This is a genomic window from Candidatus Stoquefichus sp. SB1 (assembly GCF_001244545.1).
In the GTDB taxonomy this organism is placed as follows: Bacteria; Bacillota_I; Bacilli_A; order Erysipelotrichales; family Coprobacillaceae; genus Stoquefichus.
Window position 1 is genome coordinate 566,206 of record NZ_LN852696.1, and the last position, 21,112, is coordinate 587,317.

Genomic DNA, 21,112 nt, shown 5'->3' on the forward strand with positions numbered 1-21,112 from the left:
GGTGATCTTATGGAATACTATTTAGAAAATGAATTTCTATCACTGACTTTTAATTCAGTAGGTGGCACATTGACATCAATCAAGAACCCTTTAGGGATTGAATATCTTTGGCAAGGTGATTCTCGTTATTGGAGTGGGCAAGCACCAGTTCTCTTCCCAATATGTGGTAGTTTAAGAAATGATCAGGCAATCACTAAAGATGGAAAGGTATTAAAAATGCCACGCCATGGCCTGGTTAGAAAATTAGATTTTCAATACGTTGGCCAAGAATGGAATCGCATTGTCTTTTCAATCATGACAAATGCTGAATTATTCAAAGCCTTTCCATATCATTTTAAATTGTTAATTGAATATAAATTAACTGGAAAAACAATTCAAGTCAACTATATCATTGAAAACTTTGGAAATGAAGATATGCCATTCTTTATTGGTGGACATCCTGGATTTAACTGTCCTTTACAAGAAGATGAAACTTATAATGATTACTATATAGAATTTGAAAAAGAAGAAAATTGTTCTGTTCCACTACCTATAACAGAAACAGGACTCATTGATACTCAGCAGCGTACTCCCTTATTACATCAACAAAAAATTCTTCCTTTAACGCATGCTCTCTTTGAAAAAGATGCAATCATCTTTGATGAAATTCAATCTCGTCAAGTCACTTTAGCATCACATAAATCTTCTCATAAAGTCACAGTTCAATATCATGATTTTCCTTATCTTATTCTATGGTCTTCACCAAATCATGGTCCATTCATTGCGATTGAACCATGGTTAGGATTATCTACTTGTTTAAATGAAAGTGATATATTTGAAGAAAAAAGAAATGTTCAAATAGTGAAAGCTTTACGAACAAACACGTATTCATATTCAATACAAATTGATTAAATGAGAGAAGAAGATGGAAGTGAAAAACAGAAATCTTCTTTTTTCTTTGAGAGGAGTGCTTGTATGGATTATCAAGAAGAAATCAAACATGTTCAATTTGATGAAAGAGATATGGAATATTATGAACTTTTATCAAAACAGTTTCCAACTATAAAAGATGTTGGTACAGAAATTATTAATTTAGAGTCGATACTCAATTTACCTAAAGGAACTGAACACTTTATGTCAGATTTACATGGTGAATATGATGCGTTTTTGCATATTATGAATAATTGCTCTGGGGTTATTAAGGAAAAAATTAAATTCTGTTTTGACAAAGAACTTTCAAAGTATGAAATGGAAGAACTCGCAACCTTAGTTTATTATCCATATGAAAAAATCAAAAAGGTCAAGACTGAAGGTTTGCTTAATAAACAATGGTATCAAACCAATATTTATCATTTAATTTTTTTAATGAAGAAACTATCTTTAAAGTATACACGTTCAAAAGTCAGAAAAGCTATTCCAGAGGAGTATTTATATATTATTGAGGAACTCATTAATGAAAGAGATCATGATAGTATTTGTCAAAAGAATTATCAGCAACAGATTATTGAGACGATTATTTCTGTTCATATGGCAGATGATTTTATTGTTGTTATGACGGATGTGATTAAACGATTGGCGGTTGATACTTTACACATTATTGGAGATATTTATGATCGTGGATCAAGACCTGATAAAATTATAGAATTATTGATGAAACATCATAATGTAGATATTCAATGGGGAAATCATGATATTCTTTGGATGGGTGCGGTATGTGGCAATGAAGCATGTATTGCAAGGGTTGTCAGGAATTGTTTAAATTATCATAATGAAGAACTCTTAGAAAATAGTTATGCTATTTCTTTAAGAGCATTAGAGAGATATGCAGTAGAAAAATATCCACATCTTGATTGTTATGATGCCATGCTTTTATGTATATCAGTGATTTTATTAAAGAGCGAAGGTGCATTGATTTTAAAGCATCCTGAATATCAGATGGATGAGCAATTAAAACTTCATTTGATAAAGGATAATCAGATATTATTAGGAGATCAAAAATACACTTTAGAAAATATTTCTCAAGCAGATTGCTGTTACAAATGCAATGAACAAGAAGAGATGATAATGACAAAATTGAAATCAGAATTTATGCATAGTGAGAAACTTCATCAACATGTTTCGTTTCTTTATCAAAAGGGAAGTATGTATTTATGTACCAATAATACATTGCTTTATCATGGCTGTGTTCCATTGGATCAAGAAGGTCATTTTATTGGTATTGAGATTAATGGTTATCATTACAAGGGAAAGGAACTTTTTGATTTTTGTGATCAGCAAGCAAGAAAGGCATACTTTCATAAAGAAAGCAATGCAATTGATTTTATGTTCTATTTATGGTGTGGTATTAATTCACCGCTTTCTGGCAGAATCTTAAAAACATTTGAAAGATTTTTTATCAATGATGAAAAGACATGGGAAGAACAGCGTAATCCTTATTATTATTTTTATAATCAGGAGAAATATTGCCTAAAGATTTTAAAAGAGTTTCATATGAATGAAAAAACATCTCATATTATCAATGGACATACACCAGTCAAATGTAATGAAAAACCATTACGAGCAAATGGAAAAGTGATTATTATTGATGGTGGTTTTTGTAAAACATATCAAAAAGAAACAGGAATTGCTGGATATACTTTAATATCTCATTCACAGGGATTGAAATTAAAATCACATACTCCTTTTAAAGGAATTCAAAGAGTGTTAAGGATAAATAGTGATATTCATTCTCAATCTCAAGATATTGAAGATTATGATCATAGAATGTTAGTTAAAGATACAGATATTGGAAAAGAATTGTTTCAGCAAATGCTTCATTTAAGAGTCTTATTATATGCTTATGAAAGAGGCATTATCAGTTAAATTGATTAAAAAAAGATCATATTCTTATAACGGAGTATGATCTTTCTTTTTGGTTTTATTTTAAATTGGCAATTCCTTTTTCGAGTATCTCAATTTGTAAAAGTGTTTGTTCAGGTTTGACAAGTGGTTCTTTTCCATTGATAATTGTTTCGTATAAAGCATCATAGTAACGTCCATAATCACCATTCACTGAAACAACCTTTTCTTCATGATAACCTTTCTCATCATAATATGTCAGTGTTCCATATTCACCTGGCAAGTCTACACCAAAGTCATCATGAGAAGGCATATAGAATAATTTCAAGTGTTCTTCCTGTTTATCTTTTTTCTCCTTCACAAACATTCCCTTTTTCCCATAAATTACAAAGCTAGGTCTTTCCTTCACTCTAAAGTAACTTGATTTCACTGAAACTTTTAATGTCCCATAGTACAAATCCAAATCAAAGTAGTCATTCATGCGTCCTTCACCTAACAATTGTCTGACATCATAATGAATATGATCTGGTTTTCCAAAATAAGAAATCACTTGATCAAGGGTATGACAGCCATGTCCATAAAGATAGGAATTGATGGAACTGAATTCATGAACTGATTCAGGAATGTAAGGACGATAGTAATCAAAATGCATTTCCAGTTCTAATAAATCACCGAGTTTACCTGATTCAATGACTTTTTGAACAGTGAGGAAATCACTGTCAAATCGACGATTTTGATAGCATTGAACAATCAGCCCTTTTTCCTTAGCCAAATCAAAGATTTCCTGAGCCTGCTGATAAGTATCAGCGAAAGGTTTCTCGACAACACAATGTTTACCAGAGAGAAGAACCTTCTTAGCATAATCATAATGAAAAGCAGAAGGAGTAGAGATAACAATGACCTGAACATCAGGATCATTCAAAAGATCATCAAGACTCTCAGTATAGATGACACCAGGGATTTCATCCCAAATATCCTTAGAATGATCTAAAGTAAAGATTTTCTTAATTTTTATTTTATCAGTTCTCTGTATTACAAAAGGCATATGGTAGCGATTGGCGCTCTTTCCATTTCCAATATATCCAATAGTTAAAATTTTATTTGTCATTATCAAACACGATCCCTTCTTGAAGTCTAGCTTCTTGCATGATTTCACTGACAATAAGACTGATATTGAGCATGTCATTGACTTTCTTTTGATCATGTTCATCAATCATGCGAATAAATTCTTTGAATTCATAATATAAACGATGTTTTTGTTCATCCTTATTGATCTTTATTTCTTCTTTTTGATTGTTAATGAATGTCAATTCTTTCAATTGATTAATTGGCGTATTGATTTGAATAACACCCTGATCACCTTGCAATGTTAACATCACAGGGGCCTGACAATCTTTAGCACCAATACTGATAGCTTTAAAATGACCATAGTCCAGTGTTAGAATACCACTCGTATCAATACCTTTTTCCATATTTGCTAAATAATGGATAGAGAGAGGTTTCCCAAACAAACCGACAATTCCGTGAATGTTATAGACATTTAAATCCATCAATGCTCCACCTGCTTTATGATAATCAAAGGCGGGTAAGATATTTCCTTCTTGAAAAGCATGATAACGTGAAGAGTATTGACTATAGTTGAAGCTGATAATTTTTGGATTTCCAATTTTGGTGATATTTTCCTTGAGTGCCTGATAAGCCGGCAAATAGTGGATATTCATTGCTTCCATTATAAACAGTTGTTTTTCTTTTGCGATTGTGATCAGTTCTTTTAATTCATTGAGATTCGCTGTTATAGGCTTTTCAATAATCACATGTTTGCCATTTTCCAAAGCTTTTTTTGCAAAATGATAATGCAAAAAATTTGGCAAAGCCACATAGATTGTATCAATATCATCTTGCAGCATGTTTTCATAATCCAATTCATAACCATCTAAATGATACTGTTCACATAAATGAATTGTTTCTTGTAATGTTTCTTTTGTTCCTAAAAGTTTAATTCGTTCAATCTTCAATTGATCTATCATTGGCAGCAAATCTTTAACAATCATGCCAGTACCTAAAATACCGAGTTTCATTTCATTCCCTCCTTTGTTTCTTTATCAATATCTATTTTACATCCTTTTCTCAAGAAAAAAAGAGTTATGAATAACTCTGTAAAAATGGTACAAATATTTTATAAAGAAAGTCTCAATTCTTGTACTTTTGGTACAAAATGATTATCGTGAAGAGGCATCAATCATCTTTTTATGATGGTGATGCTGGGTATAATCTTCTTTATAGATAAGAGAATAAAGAATTGTTAAAATAAACTGAAAGGAAATCTGTGAATAAAAAGTGCCAATTTTATGATCGTTTTCCATATTTGGAATCGTAATAGAAATAAAACTTTGCTTTAATAATGGACTGCTTTCATTGGCAGTTAAAGTGATGATAGGAATCTTTTTTTGATTAAGAATTTTTTGAATAGAGAGAAAACGTTCATTCATACCTGTATAGGAAATAAAAAGGGCACAATCTTGAGTAGTCATATTATAAGCCATTGCAATTTCTTCATAATTATCAGTTGCTAAAATAGGGTAAATGTTGATTTTCATTAATTTGTTGATAAAATTCATGGCAGTAATACGTGAGTCACCAAAAGCAAAGATAAAAATTCTTTGACTGTTGATCATAGTATGGCTGATTTTTTCAATATCTGATATATTCAAATGACTTTGAATCAGTTGGATGGTTTCACGATAGAGGGAAGAAAGATCATTGATAATATCTTGTGTTGTTTCAGACTGATAAAAAGGAGTGCTAAAATTAATGGAACGATTGATAAATTTAGAAGATTCTAATTCTCTGACTAACGCAAGTTTAAAATCTTTATAGCCACGATAACCTAACTTTTTACAAATTCGAATGATGGCAGCATTTGAAGAATGTGTGACAAGTGCCAGCTGTTGAATTGTCATATCAGAAATCAAATGAACATTTTCCAAAAGATATTGGATAATGCTATGTTCTGTTGGCGTAAAGTTTTCATTTTTATAAAGTTTTTCTAAGATTGTCATGTTTGTCACATCCTTTGTTTATTTATTATATCAAAAATAAGCGTGATAATAAAGATAAGACCAGATGAGCTGGTCTTATAAGTGATAGAGTTGTGTATATTTATTTTTAAGATAATCAATGTAATATTGAGGGTTAAATGTTTCTTGAGTCAATTGTAATAAGAGTTCATTGGTGTTGTAAATAGCACCATACTGATGAAGATGATCACGCAAGTAGTTTTTGAGTGCTTCAAAGTTTCCTGTTTCAATCCATTCATCAATAGCAGTATGTTTTTGCATGTAAGCATAGATTTGGGCAGCAACAGCACTTCCAATTGCGTAACTTGGGAAATATCCAAAATCTCCACCAGCCCAATGAATATCCTGTAAAATACCTTCACTATCATTTGGTGGAGTCACACCTAAATATTCTTGATAGAGTTGATTCCAAAGTTCAGGTAATTTTTGAAAATCAATATCTTCTTCAAACATTTTCTTTTCAAGTTCATAACGGACCATAATATGGAGAGCATAAGTTAATTCATCTGCTTCAGTACGAATCAAACTGGTTTCAACCCGATTAATCCCTTCGATAAATTTTTCAAAGGAAATTTCATTAAGTTGTTGTGGGAATGTTTCTTGTAATTTTGGATAAATCGATTTCCAAAACTGTGGACTACGCCCAATCACATTTTCATAAAAACGCGATTGTGATTCATGCATTCCCATAGATGCACCTGTACCAATCGGAGTCATTGTAATCTCATCAGCAATATTCATTTCATAAATGGCATGACCACTTTCATGAATTGTTGAAAAAATAGCACTCTCTAAATTGTTTTCATAATAATGGGTTGTAATGCGGACATCCTTGTTATGAAAATTGGTTGTAAATGGATGTTCGCTTTCCTTAATGACACCTTTATGAAAATCAAAACCAACATATTGGGCCAGCCAACGGTTAAATTGTTTTTGTTTTGCGATATCAAAAGATTGTGTATTGAATGAATTGTCAACTGTATATTGAGCATTTTGAATACGTTGCAATAATGGCACAATCTCTTGCTTTAATTGTTGAAAAAATTCATCTAGATGAGAACTTAAGAAACCAGGCTCAAAATCATTTAGTAAAATATCATATAGTTTTTCATTGTCTTTTTGACGATAAGTTGCAAATTCTTTTTCGTTTTCAACAATCTGTTGTAAATAGGGCATAAATAATTCATAATTGTTTTCTTTTTTGGCCTTTTGCCAAATATTCTGAGCACGCATAAGGAGCTCCTGATGCGCTTGATATTTCTCGGCTGGAATTTTTTCAAGACGTTGAATATCTTTGAGCCATTCTCTGACAACTGCTTTTTGATGGACTGGTAATTCCTGCTGGCTTAAATCAGTTAAGAGTGTGCGGACTTGAGGATTGGTAATCAGTTGAAAGAGTTCATTTGATAATATACCAACATAGGTTGTTGTTTGTTCCATTGAATCTTCAGGTGCCTCTGTTTCCTGATCCCATGAAAATAATGTTAATGCTTGACTAAGTGCTTGACGTTTTAAAATGAATGTTTCTAAATCTTGATAGTTCATATGTTTTCTCCTTCCATTATTTTATTCTTCTCAATTTGTTGTGTTTGAAACCATTTTTCTTTTTTGATGCCATAAAGAATACCTGTGATATCTGCTAGAAACCAGCCAATAGGAATAGCCCACCAAATCACAAGAGTTCCAAGTGTTGGTGCAAAAAGATAGGCGAGTAAAACCCTTGTTCCTAAAGAAATCACTGTTAAAATAACAGAAATACCAGGTTTTCCAACTCCACGATAATAACCATATAATAAAAATAAACAACCAATCCCTAAATAACATATGCCTTCAATTTGTAAATACTGGATACCCTGTTGAATAATTTGGACTTCTTGTGGATGAATAAAAATCATCATCAGTTCTTTTGCAAAAACAAACACGCCACATGAAATCATGAGACAAAAAATTGTGGAAATGACAATAGCTGATTTGAGTCCTTTTTGAATTCTATCTTCTAGATGGGCACCTTTATTTTGGGCAATAAATGTTGAAAAGGCATTACCAAAATCTTGAACAGGCATATAAGCAAAAGAATCTATTTTCACAGCAGCTGCGAATGCTGACATTGTAATCACGCCAAAACTATTGACTAAACCTTGAATCATTAAAATTCCAAAGTTCATAACTGATTGCTGAATACATGTTAAAAGTGAATAATCTCTTATTTTCATAAAAATATCACGATCAAAATAACAATGATGTTTTTGGGGAAGAAGTTCTTTTTGGGTTAAGCAGACATATAACATTATTCCAGTCCCACTCATTGCCTGGGCAATAATTGTCGCAATGGCTGCACCACTGACACCTAGGTGCATCTGAACAATGAAGAAAATATCTAAAACAATATTAATAAGTGTTGCAATCGCAAGAAATAACAAGGGAATTCTTGAATTACCTAAAGCTCGCAGTACAGATGAAAAGTAATTATAAAGAAAACTAAAGAAGAAGCCCCAAAAGATAATGAATAAATAATCATAGGTTTGTTGATAAATATCTGAAGGGATATTGAGAAATGATAAGATAGGATGAATAAACAGTAAGCATAATAATTGGAGAATAATAGCCATGATTGCAATACCAATAAAAGAAACAAAAAAGGCTGTTTTCATTTTATCATGTTGTTTTGCTCCAAAAAGCATAGAAAATAAAATTCCACTTCCCATACATAATCCTAAAATAATAGAAGTTAAGAAAGTCATGATTGTAAACGAGGAACCCACGGCAGCTAAAGCATTTGAACCAAGGTATTGTCCAACAATAAATGTATCAGCTATATTATAAAATTGTTGTAACAAATTTCCTAATATCATTGGTAAAGAAAACAATAATAGTGATTTTGTAATAGATCCTTTTGTTAACTGATTATTCATGATTTCACCCCATATAGTTATGATAAATGAAAAGTAAAAATTGTCAATTCATTTATCATTTGTTTTTATGTTTGAAGTGTAATCATATGCAATTGACAATTGAGAGAAGAAGTCATATAATTTGAATGAATATTTATTCATTCAAAAAAAGGAGGAGTGTCTATGCCTAAGTCTCCTGAAAAATGTCAGGAAATTCGTGAGGAAATGCGTTCTAGAATTTTACATGATTCAATGTTGTATTTTGCTAAGAATGGTTTTTCTGGTACAAAAATAAGTGATTTATCAAAATATATTGGAATAGCTCAAGGAACAATTTATGTTTATTTTCAATCAAAAGAAGAATTGTTTCATGAGATTTTTTCATTGATTCATAATAAGCAGGATATTCAGGAATTAAAAGTTCTGACTTTATTGCCAATATCAGCAAAACAGAAAATACATCAGTTATCAAAATCGATATGGAAAAAATTAGAAGAAGATGAAAGTTATGCAGCAAAAGTTGCATTGAATACACAAGCGATGTTTGAGGAAAATAATTATATTTCACAAAAGACAACTTATCAGTCTGATTTGTATAAGTATGTTGCTAAAATGATACAGCAAGGACAAAAGGAAAAGACTGTCGTTGAAGGGTCACCAATGAAATTGGCAGATTATTATTGGGGAGTTGTTTATCTTTATGCATTAAAAAAGTTATTTACAACGAAATATGAAATGATTACGGTTAAGGATCTTGAACGTATATTGTTAAAAGATGAGTAAAAGAAGGAGAAAAAGATGAATGAAGATGTTGGTAAAAAAATTGCTATAGTGACAGGGGCAAGCGGTGGAATTGGGAGAACTTTTGTTGATGAACTTATGAAAGAAGAACTTGATGAGATTTGGGTGATTGGCAGAAATAAAGAACGTTTAGCTGCTATTTTACAACAATATGGTCAAAAGATAGTGTGTATTTGTATGGATTTAACGAATTCACAGGATTTGTTGTCTTTAAAAGATCAACTGAATCAACGTAAGGTTTGGGTTGCATATCTCATTAATAATGCAGGAATTGCACAAATGAAGCCATCTCTTCATTTTAGTGATGAGGAAATAGAACAAACAATTCAATTGAATTGCCAAGTTCCTGTTATATTAAGTCATTATTGTATTCCGTTTATGAAAAAAGGCAGTAAAATATTGAATATTTCTTCTGCTTCAGCGTTTCAACCTGTTCCATATATCAATCTCTATGCTTCTACTAAAGCTTTTGAAAAAAGTTATTCCTTAGCACTGAGTGAAGAATTAAAGTCAACAGGAATCACTGTCACTGCTGTTTGTCCAAGTTGGGTTGATACAAAAATGCTAATGCGAGAAATTAATGGCAAACCAGTGAAATTTCCTGGTCTTGTGAGTCCTCTTCAAGTTGTTCAAAAGGCGATGAAAGATGCTAAGAAGGGAAAAGATTTATCAATTTGTTCCTTATATGTCCACTGTCTTTATTATATTGTTAAGTTTTTGCCAAGACATTGGATTATCAAGCAGTGGATGTATTCACTGCGTAAGTTTAAAGAGGATTAAAAGTAGAGTGTCGATAAGTGAGATGATTGATTTTTCTCTATTATATTGTATAATGAACTCTTGAAAAGAGGGTTTAAGAATGAGAAAAGAATTAGAATTCATACAGGCAGAAAATGATGATCTTTATGAAGTTGGGATGATTTATTCAAGAATTCATGAAGATTTGAGTCAAACAATAAACTATCCTCGCTGGCCTCGAGGAATTTATCCAACTGAAGAATCTGCTCAAGAAGCAATGGATAAAAAAGAACTCTATGTTTTAAAGGAAAATCAAACAATCATTGGTTCAGTTATTTTAAATCATGATCAAGATTTAGGATATGAAAATGTAGATTGGCAAGTTGCTGCAAAAGAAGATGAAGTTATGGTTGTTCATACGCTTGCGATTGATCCTAGATTGAAAGGAAAAGGATATGCAGGAATTATGATTCAAAAAATCAAGTATCTTGCAAGACAACAAAACTGTTTAGCTTTACGTTTAGATTTAACGCAGGGGAATTTACCAGCAAGAAATTTATATCAGAAACATGGTTTTTATTTTACAGGTATTGCTGATTTACATCGTCAAAGTGCTGGTATAGATTATAGTGAAATGTTTGAATATAATTTGAAAAAGCCACATGATCAATTAGAAATGATTGAAAAAGTGGTAGATGATTTTGTGACAGAACGTGATTGGCATAAATATCATACAGCAGATAATCTAGCTAAATCAATTATTATTGAAGCAGCAGAATTATTGGAATGTTTTCAATGGGATGATGAATATGATCAGGAACATGTTTATGAGGAATTGGCGGATGTCATGATTTATAGTTTTCAATTGGCTCAGTTTTTTGATGTTGATGTGAAAAAGATGATTTGTTCAAAGATGCTTAAAAATAAAATGAAGTATCCTGTTGAAGAGAATTTATAATGATTATATGAAATATTTTAAAGTCTATGGATGTCCTTGACACAAGATACTGTTAATGATAAGATAACAGTGTTATGTGAGGTGGGAACTATGGTTCATAAAGATGATACAAGAGAAAAGTTACTAGCATGTGCAAAAACTGAATTTTTAGAATGTGGTTATCAAAAAGCATCACTTCGTCACATATGTAAAGAAGCAGGTGTGACAACAGGTGCACTTTATTTTTTCTTTAAAGATAAAGCCGATCTTTATGAGACATTAGTTCATGATTTTGCATCTGAAATGATGGAAATGTTAAAGAATCATACAACTCAAGAAGATCAAATGTATCAACAGACTTTTCAATATGAAAAGGATTTTGATATTGCATTTGGACAACAGTTAATTTCTGCTTATTATGCTCATCAGGATATTGGACAACTATTGATTCATTGTTCACAAGGAACACCGTATGAGCATTACTTTGACCAGATTATTGATTTTTTAGAAGAACATAACCGTAAAGTGATAAGTCATTTGACAGGAATAAGCCAGTCAGTTTTTAATGAATGTACTATGCATTGGTTGTCTCATTTACAAGTCGAAGCATTCTTGCATGTTTTATCTCATGATTTTAGTGAAGAAAAAGCACTTGCACAAATAGAAATTGTTGTGACTTTTTTAAGAGGTGGATTTAATGCACTGATGCAAGAAGCATTACAAAGGAAGTAATTCCTTTTCTTTTTCAACATAACATAACACTGTTATGTTATTCAAAATATGATAGGAGGGGTTTGAATGTATTTAGATATGAAAGATATTAAAAAGTTTTATGGTCAAGGTGAAAGTCGCATGATGGTTTTAAAAGGGATTCAATGTTCAATTGAAAAAGGTGAGATATGTGTTTTGTTAGGACCTTCTGGTTCAGGAAAGTCAACATTATTAAATTTAATTGGTGGAATTGAAGAGATTGATGAAGGAAATCTTTTCGTTGGTCAACAGGATTTAACTGTGATGTCTTCAAAAGAGTTGGGACACTATCGTCGAAAAACATTGGGATTTATTTTTCAATCCTATCATCTTGTTCCTAATTTAACTGTTAAAGAAAATATTGAATCTGGAGCTTATTTAAGTTCTTCTCCGATTGATGTTCAAGAACTTTTGCAAAAATTAGGATTAGAGGAACATAAAAATAAATATCCTAATCAGCTATCAGGTGGGCAACAACAAAGGACTGCAATTGGACGTGCACTCGCAAAAAATCCAAGTCTCTTATTGTGTGATGAACCTACCGGAGCTTTAGATTATTATACATCAAAAGATATTTTGCAACTTTTGGAAAGAATGCATCAAGATTATGGGACAACAATTCTTATTGTGACACATAATGATGCAATTGCTAAGATGGCTCATCGGGTTATATATTTAAAAGATGGTCAAATCATTGATATTCAGGTAAATCCTCATCCTATGGCAGCGAAAGATATTGAATGGTAGGTGAGAATGATGAGAAATCCACTTAATAAGGCTCTTAAAAAAGAGTTTAAACAAAATATAGCAAGATATTTATCAATTATGATTATTTTGATTGTAATGATTAGTGCTGTTTCAGGCTTTTTAACAGTTGCTTACGGATATCAAGATGTTTTAAAAGATAATCAGATATCTAGTCATGTTGAAGATGGACAATTGACTGTTACAAATAAAATCAATCAAAAAACAATTCATGAAATTGAAGAAAAATCTTTACAACTCTATGAAAATTTCTACAGTCAACAAGAAATAAATGATGAGACAACACTTCGCTTATTTAAAAATCGTGACTATGTCAATCAAGCAACAGTGCATAGTGGTCGTTTACCAAAAAATAATCATGAAATAGCACTAGATAGACTTTTTGCAGTCAAGAATAACTATGAAATTGGAACAACAATTCGCATTAATCATTATAGTGTGACCATTGTAGGATTGATATCTGTTCCTGATTATAGTTCCTTAATTGAGAAAAGCAGTGATTTAATGATGGATCCTATTCATTTTGGAATTGGAATTGTAGATGATAAAAGTTTTGATAAATATAGTGAGTTCAATATCAATTATCAATATAGTTATATCAATACATCACCACTTAGTGAAAAACAAAATTATGATCAGTTAACCAAACTGAAAGATATTTGTCAGCAAAATGGTTATCAGATTACACAGATGTTAACATCTGAGATGAACCAATGTATTTCGTTTCTTCCTAATGATATGGGAAGTGATATTCCCATGATTCAAACATTACTTTATATTATGGTTGTTATTCTGGCATTTATTTTTGTGGTGATTAGTCAGACAATTATTGAAGAACAAGCTCCAGTTATAGGAACATTATTATCTAATGGATATACCAAAAGAGAAATCGTTCATCACTATATGTTATTACCTATGATCATAACAATAATTGCATCTATTATTGGGAATATTATAGGATATACACTATTTCCACCATTGTTTATGGATATGTATAAGAATAGTTATTGCTTACCACCATTAGATATTCATTTTATGAAGGAAGCATTTATCTCAACAACTTTCATTCCTTTTATTTTTATGATGGTTGTTTTGTATCTGATATTAAATTATAAAATGCGTATTTCACCTTTACGCTTTTTAAGACGTGATTTACGTAAATATAAAAAACGAAAATATATTCATTTAAAAGAGAAATCGTTTATAAAACGTTTTCAAAAACGTATTATTATCCAAAATAAAGGAACATATGTTATGTTGTTTTTAGGTATCTTTTTTGCCAGTTTCATCTTTCTGTTTGGTTTTATGATGACACCGTCAATCAATCGATATCTTGATCATATGGAAAAAAGTATTCATGCTCATTATCAATATATTTTAAAGGCTCCATTGGAAATTAAAAATGCGGAAAAGGCAACAATGACCACTTTAAAAACCTATTATCAACAAGGCGATTTGAATTTGGATGTAACACTTTATGGATTAAGTGAGGATAGTCAATATTATCAAATGGATTTGCCAACTCAAGAGAATCATATAATTTTGAGCTATGATTTAGCACATAAAATGAATGTTCAAAAGGGTGATATGATTCGTTTCACGAATCCTTATACAGAAAAAAATTATGATTTGATTGTTGATGGTATGAATGAAGATAGAGGAATGCTTGCAGCCTTCACATCACAAGAATTGTGTAATAAACTTTTAGCAGAAGATCATGATTATTTTAATGCTTATCTTTCAGACCAAAAATTGGATATTGATGATATGTATATTTTATCAACAATAACAAAAGACGATATGATAAAAATTGGTGAACAGATGACAACAACCTTTGCACAATTGATTCCTATTATGACAAGCGTTTCTTTAGTTGTTTATTTTGTGGTTATCTATATATTGACAAAATTGGTATTAGATCGTAATACACTTTATATGTCATTTTTAAAAGTGATGGGATATGAAAATAAAGAAATTAAAAAACTCTATTTACAGGCGACAACCTTTATTGTCGTCATTTCTTTAATAGTTTCGATACCATTATGTAGCATTGGTTTAAATCAATTGTTATTATTTGCATTTATGCAATTTTCAGGTTATATAGAAGCTTATATTCCTTATGAATTGTATGGACTGGTATTTATTGTAGGATTATTGACTTATTTTATTGTCAATTATATTTTAACAAAACAAATTGAAAGAGTGAATTTAGGTGAGTCATTAAAAGATATGGAATAACACGATGTGTTATTCTTTTTGCAATATTTTTCTTTTTGAAATTAGTTTTGGAATGTATTCACAAATAAGGTATAATAAAGAAGTAAAGAGGAGGATATTATGGACTTTTTATCAAATATTAATTTAAAGAAAAATACTTTAACAAAGAATGAATTAAAAGCATGTGAATTGATTTTGAATGATTTAAATAAGGTACAGATGTATTCATTAACAGAAATGTCAGAAAAGATTCATATCACCAAAACAACAATACTGCGCTTTTGTCAAAAGATGGGATATAGTGGATATACTGAATTTAGATATGACTGTGTTAAATATGTGAATAGTTTAAGCAATGCTGAACGAGTTATTGAAGATGAAAATGAGAAGATTATTAATGTTGAAAAGATATATATGGATACAATTAAATTGTTGCATTATACATTAAAAGATGAAGATTTGAAACTTTTAGCAAATATGATTATAACAGCAAGAAAAGTCAGATGTGTAGGAGAGATTAATTCTGAAGTTACATGTTTGCAGTTAAAATATGCTCTTGCAATGTATGGTATCGATGCTGATGTTTTACCAGGAACAGCCAATGTCAAAGCAATTGATCTTATCACGAATCATCAGGATTTATTAATTGTCATGTCAGCGAGTGCGAATAGCCATATTGTTAAGGAAGCTTATAATTTAAAAGAAAATAATGGCTGTAAGATTGCTATTGTGACAATGAATCCTTCAACATCATTAGAAAGTGAATCAGATCTCTTCTTATTACTTCCAAGTGTTGCGCCATTAAAGAATAAGTCATTGTTGGATAGTGTCCCAATTTATTCGATCTTTGTGGAAATATTATTGCATTATTTAAATGAAAATGATCAATAAAATGTTTTCTCATCAACGTAAGATTCCTGATTATATCATAGAATCTCTTGAAATATTAGAAACCCATCCCAAAGATTGGTTATCTCTTTATGCAAGAGCATATCAGGCTTTAAGTTATGATCATCCAGAGGCAATCATTCGACTTGGTAAAATTGGATATCATTATCTTTCAGGTTTAACAATTCCACAAATCTTAAAAGTTGAAGAACAATGGCGTAGTTATACGTCTATGCTTTGGTCAATCAATTGGCAAGATATTGATATACAGGCAATGTCTATATATTTTGACAATGACATAGGCTATGAGAGTTTACTGATTATGGGAAGTTTTCATCCAAGTGGTTATTTTAGAGAAAAATGTTTAAAGTTATTATCTGCTTATCCTCATACATTATCTTTTATATTCATGAGAATGAATGATTGGGTACCAGAAGTTCAAAATGCTGCTTATCGAATCACAAAATCTCAATTATCTGAGTGTACAATAGAAGAATTCATTGAATTATCTTATGTTTTTATGAAAGTAAAAAAATCTTTGCGACGTCAACAAGATCAATTTGATGATATGGAAAAGCTTTATATAACTTATTTAAAAGAATGTCTTACTCTTTTGGATATCCATTATTTGTGTCATTTAGATGTTTTTATTCGTAAGACTTTTTATCAAATTTCAATTGAACATTCTCTTTTATCCATTGATATTGTTGAAGAATTATTAACGAGAGAAAAAGATTCTTTCTGTTTGTTGATGTTAACAAGATATTTGTTACAAAGTGAACAGTTAGATATGAGTCAGCTGCAATTGTATTTACATCATCCTACTTTTTATGTAAGAAAAGAAGCAATTTTTCGTTATTATGCTATTGTTCAAAATGTTTGGGATGGGATTGAAGACTTCTTGTTAGATAAAAGTTATGCAATAAGAGACTACATTCGTTTTCTTTTGAAAAAACATACGGAGTTTGATTGTTTATCTTTTTATCTTCAACATCTCAATTATCGAGTAGGAATATTAGGTGTTGGTGAATGTGGAACGCAGCAGGACATCCCAGTTTTAATACCATTTTTAGAGCATCATGATGAAAAAATAGTCAAAGTGACGATTCAGGCATTAAGTCATTTGATGAAAGACAATGGATTTCAAATTTATTGGCGTTTCTTATTAGATGAGAGGGTATCATTATCAAAAGCTGCTTATCAATCAATTATCAAATATAAAGTTCATTATGGAGCAAAGTGTGTTTATGAAGAATATTTAAAAGTTTCTTGTGAACATCAAAAACGTTATTTGTTACGGATTTTGTTAGCAGAAGATTCTTGGGAAAGATTGCCATATTTATTAGCAATGTATAACTATCCAGATGAAAAATTTTGTCATCATATTCAAATCAAAGTGAGCCAGCGCAATCCTTATAAACATGTTTCTCAAACATTAAAAGCAGATATTATTGATAGTTTGACTCATCAAGATAATCATATTCCCCAAGCGGTTATTGATTCAATCATGTTTGATTTAAAGTTTGTATGTAAATAATTATATACTAGAGATATAAAAGTTAAAATTTCGTTTAAAAATATCATAATTCATCGAAATAAATATATAAAATAAAAAGTTATTTTGTTGTATCGAAATAACTTTACTATTTGTAGGAAAAAGAAAGTGCTTGAATGTAAATTTGGAAGATTTATTTAATTATCTGAAGCGTGTTTAATCTATGGATAAGATTAATCATTCTTGCAGTGGAATTATTCATATAAGTATTATTGATTTTTTTGGTGATGAAATATAGAAAGTATAAAGATTCTTGATATTGATTTTACAAGTATTTTGGTGACTTTTGTTTCATAGATGAGTAAGTTGATTTATGAAGATAATAGGAAGAAATAAAGATCCAATATAGAGTTGGGTTCATTAGGGAGGACATAACATATGAAAGAGAAAAGACAATCAGTTCGTATGGATGAATTTGCAGAAAAATTCGCCAATGTTTATTATATAAAATTGTTATTTAAAGAAACTATCAAAATACCACATGAGATATTATATACAAAGTTAAAAGAACATTTTGGTGAAGTTGATAAAGTTTCAACTGGAGAATTATCGACTTATGCATTACGCAAGCATGTTGTCACTTATCAAGGTGGAGAGCAGGTACCAATGCAAGTTATGATTACCAATGTTATTCCTTTTGATCAGACAACTATTCCTGAAATGGCACTTTATCAATGTTGGACATGTGATGATGCAAAGGAACTTTTACAGGAGTGTCAATATGAACTTATGGTTGGTGATTTCATGGCTGGAGGACTTGATCACATAGAAAGAAGTCAGATTCTTTCTCAATATATTGATATTTTATTAGAACTTCTACCAGAATGTGTTGCATTATATTGGCCTCATTCTCAAAAGTTGATGCCAGTTACAGCTTATTTACAAAGTCAATGGAATAATCCAGATTTGCATTTCTTAGATGGTGGATTAAATGTCCGTTTTTTCAATATTCAAGATAGTGAAGATATGCTGGTAGATACAACAGGATTGATTTCATTAGGAATCCCAGATTTACAAATACATTTTCATGGTTTAGATCATCATTTTGTGATTCAATATATTCATAATTTTGCATCTTATTTGTTTATGAATGGTGATGTTATTAAAGATGGAGAAACCATGGATGGACGTGATGAAAATGAACGTTGGGTATGTCAACATGAAGAGAGTCTCATTGCCCCTAAACGAGTTGTCTTGGATATTAATGCGAATCAGTTTGCAGCTGGAAATAGAAATCAAAATGATTCTATTCATTAACGATAAAGTAGGTGAAAAATGAAAAAACAATTTGGTTTTGTTAAAATAAAAAGTGGCACACATAAAGGGAGAATAGCTCGTTATATTGGTCATGATGAAAAAGGAAAAGCTCAAATAACTTTTAGTTATGATCAAGATTTTTTAACATGGCCCATCTCTTCACAAGTTTCGCAAAATGTTCTTGATGATGATATATCTTTAATTGATATTATAGATCGTTATTATGATGTTGTGGGTGATTTAAATAAAATATCATTAAAAGGTCATCCTAAGATAAAAAAGTATTCTGCAAAACATAATGAACTTATTTGTGAAAGTCATTTGTTACGTTGTTTGTTAAAGGAATATACAGCGATTCATCAACTTCAATTTAAAGAGAAGGAAACAAATATATATATGATGAGTTCTTTTCAAGATTTACTCCTCGTGAATGATTTGATAGCTGAACTATCTTTTAATCATTGGCATGTTTGTCATAATGATCATGAAATACATCATGGTTATCAGCTGGAACAAGCTTTGTATATGTGTAGTCAGTTTGTATTTGTTTTATCACAACATTATGATAAAAAAGATATGTATCAAGAATATCAGGAAATTTTAGCCAAGAAGAATGATTTGCAACAGGTGATTATTATCACTCTTGATCAGGAAATTCATTTAAATGAAGATGATTTGTATATTGATAGAAAGAGTGATAGCGATACACTTCGTAGAAAAGTTATCGAGTTAGAAAAAAGATTTATAAATTGTGATAGTCATTAATGAAAGTATAATTGAAAAGTTATACTTTTTTCTATTCCATTTTGGAATAGAAAGCATCTAAAGAAGAATTGTTTGAGAAGCTTTGTAAGTGTTAAGATAGATAAGGCTAAGAGGGGAAAACAGAGTTGTACCTTCAAAATCATATAGAGAAGGAGAAATATATGTCAAAGAAAAAAGTGAATGATTTACGTTCAGCCTTAGAATTGTTACAGTCTATTGATGGGCAATTGGTTGAAACAGATATAGAAGTTGATCCATTAGGAGAGTTATCAGGTGTTTATCGTCATGTGGGAGCAGGAGGGACAGTTATGCGTCCAACTCAAGAAGGTCCTGCCATGATCTTTAACAATGTGAAAGGTCATCCAGGAGCAAAAGTGGCGATTGGGTTACTAGCAAGTCGTACCAGAGTAGGATATCTATTAGATTGTCCATCAGACAAATTAGGCTTCTTATTAAAAGATTCAGTAAACAATCCAATAAAACCGATTGTGGTTCCTCAAGAACAGGCAAAATGTCAGGAAGTGAAATATTTTGCTGATGATCCTGATTTTGATATTCGTCAATTGGTACCTGCACCAACGAACACTTTAGAAGATGCAGGACCTTATATTACACTTGGAATGTGTTATGCATCTTCACCTGAAACAGGTGAATCTGATGTTACAATTCATCGTATGTGTTTCCAATCTAAAGATGAAATATCTATTTTCTTACAACCAGGAGCACGTCATATTGGATATTTTAGAGAATTAGCAGAAGCGAAAGGTGAAGCTTTACCTATTTCAATTAGTATTGGTGTTGATCCAGCAATTGAAATTGCATCATGTTTTGAAGCACCAACGACACCTCTAGGATATGATGAATTACAAGTTGCTGGCGCAATAAGAAATGAACCAGTTGAACTTGTTCAATGTTTAACAATTGATGAAAGAGCAATTGCGAATGCTGAGTATGTCATTGAAGGAGAAATATTACCAGGAAGACGTATTCGAGAAGACATCAATTCTCACACAGGAAAAGCTATGCCAGAATTCCCAGGATATTGTGGACCTGCAAATCCAGAGTTACCAATTATTAAAGTTAAAGCTGTCACAACGAGAAAAAATCCAATTATGCAAACATGTATTGGACCAAGCGAGGAACATGTTTCAATGGCAGGAATTCCGACAGAAGCCAGTATTTTAACAATGGTAGATAAAGCAATGCCAGGGAAGTTACAAAATGTTTATTGTGCTTCTAGTGGTGGTGGAAAATATATTGCAGTCATGCAATTTAAAAAATCTGTTCCATCGGATGAAGGTCGACAAAGACAAGCCGCTTTATTAGCATTTAGTGCTTTTGCTGAATTGAAACATGTTTTCCTTGTTGATGAAGATGTTGATCCATTCGATATGAAAGATGTGATATGGGCAATGACAACACGTTTCCAGGCTGATTTAGATTTGATTACGATTCCTGGTGTACAATGTCATCCTTTGGATCCATCAAATGATCCCCAGTATTCTTCACATATCAGAGCACGTGGTATTGCTTGTAAGGCAATTTTTGATTGTACAGTTCCATTTGATCAAAAAGATCGTTTTGAAAGAGCAAAGTTCATGGATGTTGATGTCAAGCATTGGCTACCAGATATGTTTAAGTAAGGAGGAAGAAA

At 31.0% G+C, this 21,112-nt stretch carries 18 protein-coding genes; 13 read left to right on the forward strand and 5 right to left on the reverse strand.

What is annotated here, in order from left to right; translation table 11 throughout:
* The first annotated feature begins 9 nt into the window (after positions 1-9).
* A complete protein-coding gene (locus tag BN1865_RS15195) occupies positions 10-891 on the forward strand; it encodes an aldose 1-epimerase family protein (protein WP_050638108.1) in 882 nt (293 codons plus the stop codon).
* A gap of 63 nt (positions 892-954) precedes the next feature.
* The gene (locus tag BN1865_RS15200; RefSeq protein WP_050638109.1) at positions 955-2,841 is read left to right on the forward strand and encodes a fructose-bisphosphatase class III; all 1,887 of its coding nucleotides are present in this window, start codon (positions 955-957) and stop codon (positions 2,839-2,841) included.
* 55 nt (positions 2,842-2,896) lie between these two features.
* Here the strand turns inward: BN1865_RS15200 and BN1865_RS15205 are convergent, their stop codons facing one another.
* The 5 genes from BN1865_RS15205 to BN1865_RS15225 all read right to left on the reverse strand — a co-directional run bounded on the left by BN1865_RS15205 (position 2,897) and on the right by BN1865_RS15225 (position 8,806).
* The gene (locus BN1865_RS15205) at positions 2,897-3,925 is read right to left on the reverse strand and encodes a Gfo/Idh/MocA family oxidoreductase (protein ID WP_255351772.1); all 1,029 of its coding nucleotides are present in this window, start codon (positions 3,923-3,925) and stop codon (positions 2,897-2,899) included.
* Positions 3,915-4,895: a Gfo/Idh/MocA family protein gene (locus BN1865_RS15210; RefSeq protein WP_050638110.1), complete on the reverse strand. Its 981-nt coding sequence runs from the start codon at positions 4,893-4,895 to the stop codon at positions 3,915-3,917. Before BN1865_RS15210 ends, BN1865_RS15205 begins: the two co-directional genes overlap by 11 nt.
* Positions 4,896-5,036: 141 nt before the next feature.
* Positions 5,037-5,876 (reverse strand): MurR/RpiR family transcriptional regulator, encoded by an 840-nt coding sequence (locus BN1865_RS15215; RefSeq protein ID WP_050638111.1) that lies wholly within the window; start codon positions 5,874-5,876, stop codon positions 5,037-5,039.
* Positions 5,877-5,951: 75 nt separating this feature from the next.
* The gene (locus BN1865_RS15220; RefSeq protein WP_050638112.1) at positions 5,952-7,439 is read right to left on the reverse strand and encodes a carboxypeptidase M32; all 1,488 of its coding nucleotides are present in this window, start codon (positions 7,437-7,439) and stop codon (positions 5,952-5,954) included.
* Complete coding sequence (locus BN1865_RS15225) at positions 7,436-8,806, reverse strand: MATE family efflux transporter (RefSeq protein ID WP_050638113.1); 1,371 nt, start codon at positions 8,804-8,806, stop codon at positions 7,436-7,438. Before BN1865_RS15225 ends, BN1865_RS15220 begins: the two co-directional genes overlap by 4 nt.
* A gap of 162 nt (positions 8,807-8,968) precedes the next feature.
* On the opposite strand from BN1865_RS15225, the gene BN1865_RS15230 reads away from it, so the two are divergent.
* The 11 genes from BN1865_RS15230 to BN1865_RS15280 all read left to right on the forward strand — a co-directional run bounded on the left by BN1865_RS15230 (position 8,969) and on the right by BN1865_RS15280 (position 21,101).
* Positions 8,969-9,568 carry a TetR/AcrR family transcriptional regulator gene (locus tag BN1865_RS15230; protein ID WP_050638114.1) on the forward strand — a complete coding sequence of 200 codons (600 nt, stop codon included), beginning with the start codon at positions 8,969-8,971 and terminating at the stop codon, positions 9,566-9,568.
* A gap of 15 nt (positions 9,569-9,583) precedes the next feature.
* Positions 9,584-10,366, forward strand: a complete 783-nt coding sequence (locus BN1865_RS15235; RefSeq protein WP_050638115.1) for an SDR family NAD(P)-dependent oxidoreductase — start codon at positions 9,584-9,586, stop codon at positions 10,364-10,366.
* A 79-nt stretch (positions 10,367-10,445) separates the two neighbouring features.
* Positions 10,446-11,282, forward strand: a complete 837-nt coding sequence (locus BN1865_RS19030; protein ID WP_050638116.1) for a GNAT family N-acetyltransferase — start codon at positions 10,446-10,448, stop codon at positions 11,280-11,282.
* Positions 11,283-11,372: 90 nt separating this feature from the next.
* Positions 11,373-11,993 carry a TetR/AcrR family transcriptional regulator gene (locus tag BN1865_RS15245; protein WP_050638117.1) on the forward strand — a complete coding sequence of 207 codons (621 nt, stop codon included), beginning with the start codon at positions 11,373-11,375 and terminating at the stop codon, positions 11,991-11,993.
* Between the two features lie 66 nt (positions 11,994-12,059).
* Entirely contained in the window at positions 12,060-12,758 is a 699-nt protein-coding gene (locus tag BN1865_RS15250) for an ABC transporter ATP-binding protein (protein WP_050638118.1), read from the forward strand.
* 9 nt (positions 12,759-12,767) lie between these two features.
* Positions 12,768-15,014 (forward strand): ABC transporter permease, encoded by a 2,247-nt coding sequence (locus BN1865_RS15255; RefSeq protein ID WP_050638119.1) that lies wholly within the window; start codon positions 12,768-12,770, stop codon positions 15,012-15,014.
* A 99-nt stretch (positions 15,015-15,113) separates the two neighbouring features.
* Positions 15,114-15,884 carry a MurR/RpiR family transcriptional regulator gene (locus BN1865_RS15260; protein ID WP_050638120.1) on the forward strand — a complete coding sequence of 257 codons (771 nt, stop codon included), beginning with the start codon at positions 15,114-15,116 and terminating at the stop codon, positions 15,882-15,884.
* The gene (locus BN1865_RS15265; RefSeq protein ID WP_050638121.1) at positions 15,868-17,418 is read left to right on the forward strand and encodes a hypothetical protein; all 1,551 of its coding nucleotides are present in this window, start codon (positions 15,868-15,870) and stop codon (positions 17,416-17,418) included. The genes BN1865_RS15260 and BN1865_RS15265 overlap by 17 nt, the downstream gene beginning before the upstream one ends.
* Positions 17,419-17,814: 396 nt before the next feature.
* Positions 17,815-18,693: a DUF4261 domain-containing protein gene (locus BN1865_RS15270; protein WP_050638122.1), complete on the forward strand. Its 879-nt coding sequence runs from the start codon at positions 17,815-17,817 to the stop codon at positions 18,691-18,693.
* Between the two features lie 18 nt (positions 18,694-18,711).
* Positions 18,712-19,458 carry a hypothetical protein gene (locus BN1865_RS15275; protein ID WP_050638123.1) on the forward strand — a complete coding sequence of 249 codons (747 nt, stop codon included), beginning with the start codon at positions 18,712-18,714 and terminating at the stop codon, positions 19,456-19,458.
* 161 nt (positions 19,459-19,619) lie between these two features.
* A complete protein-coding gene (locus BN1865_RS15280; protein ID WP_050638124.1) occupies positions 19,620-21,101 on the forward strand; it encodes a UbiD family decarboxylase in 1,482 nt (493 codons plus the stop codon).
* Positions 21,102-21,112: the final 11 nt, after the last annotated feature.